The organism is Coleofasciculus sp. E2-BRE-01, from assembly GCF_040221695.1.
In the GTDB taxonomy this organism is placed as follows: Bacteria; Cyanobacteriota; Cyanobacteriia; order Cyanobacteriales; family Coleofasciculaceae; genus Coleofasciculus.
Genome location: NZ_JAVKEA010000159.1, coordinates 1 through 4,235 on the forward strand (window position 1 = coordinate 1; position 4,235 = coordinate 4,235).

At 44.8% G+C, this 4,235-nt stretch carries 4 protein-coding genes; 2 read left to right on the plus strand and 2 right to left on the minus strand.

The window, feature by feature from the left end; genetic code table 11:
• Positions 1-296 precede the first annotated feature (296 nt).
• Both RIG66_RS19685 and RIG66_RS19690 read right to left on the minus strand, forming a co-directional pair.
• Positions 297-719 (minus strand): type II toxin-antitoxin system VapC family toxin, encoded by a 423-nt coding sequence (locus tag RIG66_RS19685; protein WP_446380439.1) that lies wholly within the window; start codon positions 717-719, stop codon positions 297-299.
• Positions 712-966, minus strand: a complete 255-nt coding sequence (locus tag RIG66_RS19690; protein ID WP_446380440.1) for a YlcI/YnfO family protein — start codon at positions 964-966, stop codon at positions 712-714. The genes RIG66_RS19685 and RIG66_RS19690 overlap by 8 nt, the downstream gene beginning before the upstream one ends.
• Positions 967-1,220: 254 nt before the next feature.
• On the opposite strand from RIG66_RS19690, the gene RIG66_RS19695 reads away from it, so the two are divergent.
• Positions 1,221-2,528 carry an ATP-binding protein gene (locus RIG66_RS19695; RefSeq protein WP_446380441.1) on the plus strand — a complete coding sequence of 436 codons (1,308 nt, stop codon included), beginning with the start codon at positions 1,221-1,223 and terminating at the stop codon, positions 2,526-2,528.
• A 175-nt stretch (positions 2,529-2,703) separates the two neighbouring features.
• Entirely contained in the window at positions 2,704-4,026 is a 1,323-nt protein-coding gene (locus RIG66_RS19700; protein ID WP_446380442.1) for a hypothetical protein, read from the plus strand.
• Positions 4,027-4,235: the final 209 nt, after the last annotated feature.

The following is a 4,235-nucleotide window of genomic DNA, read 5'->3' on the forward strand; positions in this document are numbered from 1 at the left end:
GGTGTGAGGTTTTTTCGCCTCCAACAGACAATTCCATCCTGACACCCGACACCCGACACCCGACACCCGACACCCGACACCCGACACCCTTGCTCAACCGAGCTTTCACCTTAAGTTGACACCAATGACCGACGTGCGCCCTTCATTGATGTCAACTTAAGTCTGGCGATTAAAATCGCGGCTAAACAAACAAAGTCCGCCTACGCGGACTATAGAGAATGGCCTTGAGTGCGATCGCGACTATTATTGTCAATGACAATAGATTTCCCAAACAAAGGACTTTTGCCCTCACTTATTTATGCTTCCAGTTTTCGGACATATCCTGGACATGGTGTAAGCGTATTGAGCAAAGATTGGTCGGCTGTCCAGAATTCGGCAGATTCTAGCTCGGCAACGGCTAGAAAAGCAGCATCATAGAGAGTTGCCAAAGAGAACTGTTGGGCAATCGCCCATGTTTTTGCACGGATAGCATTGCTATCGAGGTACTCAACAGGCATCTGGCAGAAATCATCATAAAACCCTGTAGCCTGGGAAGTGGTAATTGCTCCCAACCTTACTTTTTTTCGCAATACTGAGCCAACTTCAGTCCATGCAAATGCTGGAGCAACCAAACGCTCATTCGATGTCAGCAAGGGAAGGATCAAGTTTCTGGCTTGGGGTTGCAATGTCTCAGGTATCAAATAAGGAATCCAAACGCTGGTGTCGATACACTTAGTCACGTCGTCCCTCACCCGATCGCAGCTGATGAATCAAGTCCACAGAACTTGATTGAATTCCTGTTTTGGCTTCTACTTCAGCACTACGAGTCACAATGCGTTGATGGGCTGCCAGCGATCGCCGCCGTCGCACCTCGCGGTTGATTGCTTCAACCACCATCTCGTTAAAAGACTCACTGCCCTCTCGAAATTGCCTTGCTTGCTCAAGCAAATCGGCGGGAATACGGATAGTTACAGCTTCTCGCTCCATAGTTACAGCCTGTGCAATCATAAAATGATATCAACTAACGTAACTATTTTCTGAACAGTCTGCAACAGTCATAAACCCACAACTAATGCCTACCACGAATCAGTTATCAGTTGGCACTGATTTAGTGGAGGCTTCATACTCACAGGATAGCGACCAATTAGGCTGGGAACAGGAAGCATATTACCTTTGTAGGCTGGGTTGAGGAAAGAAACGAAATTTCCTTGGGTATTCTGTAATCCGCTACAATAGGCGTCATGCCATCAACAAAAACACCTGCCAACTCCTCCAGCCAATTCCTCAAACGCCAAGCCGCGTCGCTGCTACTGTATCAATCAGTTTTCCGTAACGACGTGGGACGAGCTTTTATCCATATTTTGCAAACCTTAAGCAAGGGTGAAGCTGAACAAACTGCTTGCTTGGTAGCTTATGGTAACTGGTTCAAAACGTTAGCCGCCCACGGAGAAAGTTGGCAAGATTATCTGATTCGGCAAATTCTCCAAGACGATAATCCCTTTACTCAGCAAGTACAACGGGTAGCCTTGCAAGATTTACCCCCAGCCCTAGTCACGGCGGCTCAACAGGATTTACACGCCTTACAACATCTTTCTGAATGTAGCGCCGAACAGCTAAGTCGGTGGGTGCAAAAAGCCTCTCAGTTAGAAGCACAGCCTGTTTCTTGGAATCTGGAAACGGTGCAGCCTACATTTCTACACCAACAGAGTGATTGGACAGAATCTCTCGAGGAATTAGCCGCCCACTATCAGCAACATGGTACAGGGTTATTTGCCCAATATCATGCTCTGCGTTGGCAGTCGGGTCAATTGGTTGGTATCGCCCACCCTGATCCGATTCAGTTAACCCAATTGGTGGGTTATGAGTCTCAACAAGCCGCGTTAGTTAAAAATACAGAATTTTTACTCGCCGATTATCCAGCGTTACATGTCTTACTTTATGGCAGTCGTGGCACAGGAAAGTCGTCATTAGTCAAGGGGTTATTACAAAATTATAAGAATCAGGGACTGCGGTTGATTGAAGTTGCCAAGTCTGACTTAAACGATTTACCGATGATTGTGGAGCAATTGCGAGACGTACCGCAGAAGTTTATCATCTTTGTAGATGACCTCTCCTTTGAAGAAGACGACGATGCATTCAAAGCCTTAAAAGTCGTCTTAGAAGGGGGTGTCACCGCCCGTTCCCAAAATGTAGTCGTTTATGCCACCTCCAATCGACGCCACTTAGTACGGGAATTTTTTGCCGATCGCCCTCGTCCCAGCGATAATGATGAAATCCATGCTTGGGATACCTTACAGGAAAAATTATCCTTTAGCGATCGCTTCGGCTTAACCCTGACCTTTGAACCAGCCAACCAAGACGCTTATCTCAACATTGTCTATCATTTAGCCCAACAAGCCAACATAAACTTACCCCAAAATGACTTAAAATCCCGTGCCATTCAATGGGCAACCCGCCACAATGGACGTTCTGGACGCAGCGCCCGCCAATTTGTTGATTTTCTCAGCGCTGATTTAGGGATTCGTCCTTTGGATAGGGTAGAAGGGTAGCAGGATGCAAAAGTTATATCGTATTGTAGGGGCGGGTTTAGCCGTTTAATTGATGGGTATACCGATAACTGATCAACAAAACCCGCCCTCTTTTCGTTTAGATTTGAGACATAAGACCAATGACAAATGACATAAGACCAATAACAAATGACATAAGACCAATGACGAATGACCAATGAACCAACTTGTTAATCAAATGCTTCTTGGTACAGTTGCTTTTACAGTCAGCGTGGGTGTGGGATTGTTCGTTAACCCCAACAAAGCCTTGGTTAATGGAGTCGTTACCGTTGTCGCAAGTTATGCTGGCGTTACTGTAGCAGATAGGCGACGCCTCCAAGCAGAAAAACAGCGCAAAAACGCTTTACTCAATCAAATCCAAGAATTTGAGGAAGAAGAAAGCCTGCTGTATGCATCACTCATGCAGGGAAGGGAAACTCAACACCAACTCGAAGCCAGTATCAATGCATTACAAACGGAACGAAGTCAGCTTCTGAATCGCGTGTCTGAACTGCATAACCAACGAAATAGCCTGTATCAAGAAATCCGTGAAATTCAACAGCACAAGCAGGAACACCTAGAGGAAGTGAGTACCTTGCGATCGCAAATTCAGCAGATAGAGAAACACCAAAGCGAACTGAATCAATCCCTTTGGGCAAAAACGGCTCAAATCCAACCAGCGGAAACTCGCTTAAATCACTTACATACTGAACTCGAACAGCTTCAAACTGAAATAGCCGATAAACTGCATCACCACGAACATCTTAGTCAAGACTTAGCCGAACTAGAACACCGTAAGCAAGACTTAGGCGGCGAAGCTTACGACTTACATACCCAAATTCAAGCCTTAAAACAACGTTTAGAGCAACTGAATCAAGCTTTTTTGTCCTTACGAATAAAGCAACAGCGAGTGCAGGAAAATCTCACTCCGCTCAAATCCGAATTGGAACAAATGCAGCAACAAGTTACTGAAAAACAGCAACAACAAAAGCAACTCAATCAAGATTTGACGCGATTAGATCAGCTTAAACAGCAGTTAGAATCCGATTATGCCGCTCTGCAACAGCAAATGCAAACCTTGCGAGTACAGAAGTTAACAGCCAGTGAAACAATATTTCCCATAATTGAACCGATTTTATCCGCGATTTTACCACGAGAATGGCAGAAATTGCTGGAATTTACTCAACAGCTTACTGAGGATGAGCGAATGGCATTTCAAGCAATTGTGTCAGAAGATAATGCCGCGTTAAATAAAATTTATAATCAAAAAGGGATACTGTCACAGGATTTAATTCAATCCCTTAATCAAAAGTCTATTGCCGTTCTCGGAGATTCTCTATTTTTCAGCGATAGTACCTCAGTTACTCCTCAACTCCATAAAGACTATAGTTCAGTATTAAAAGAACCAACATCTATTTATTTTAAAGACTTGATTGGACTTAATTATCGTCAAATTAAATCTGACATCGTATCCACGAGTTTTATTCACCTTACATCTTGAACCAGTAATCATACCAATGTTGCGTTCTATAGCAGTAAGTAGGTGGACACAATTAAAGTTAGCGGTGGAGATTAGGGAACAGGGAACAGGGAACAGGGAACAGGGAACAGGGAACAGGGAACAGGGAACAGGGAACAGGGAACAGGGAACAGGGAACAGGGAACAGGGAACAGGGAACAGGGAACAGGGAACAGGGAACAGGGAACAGG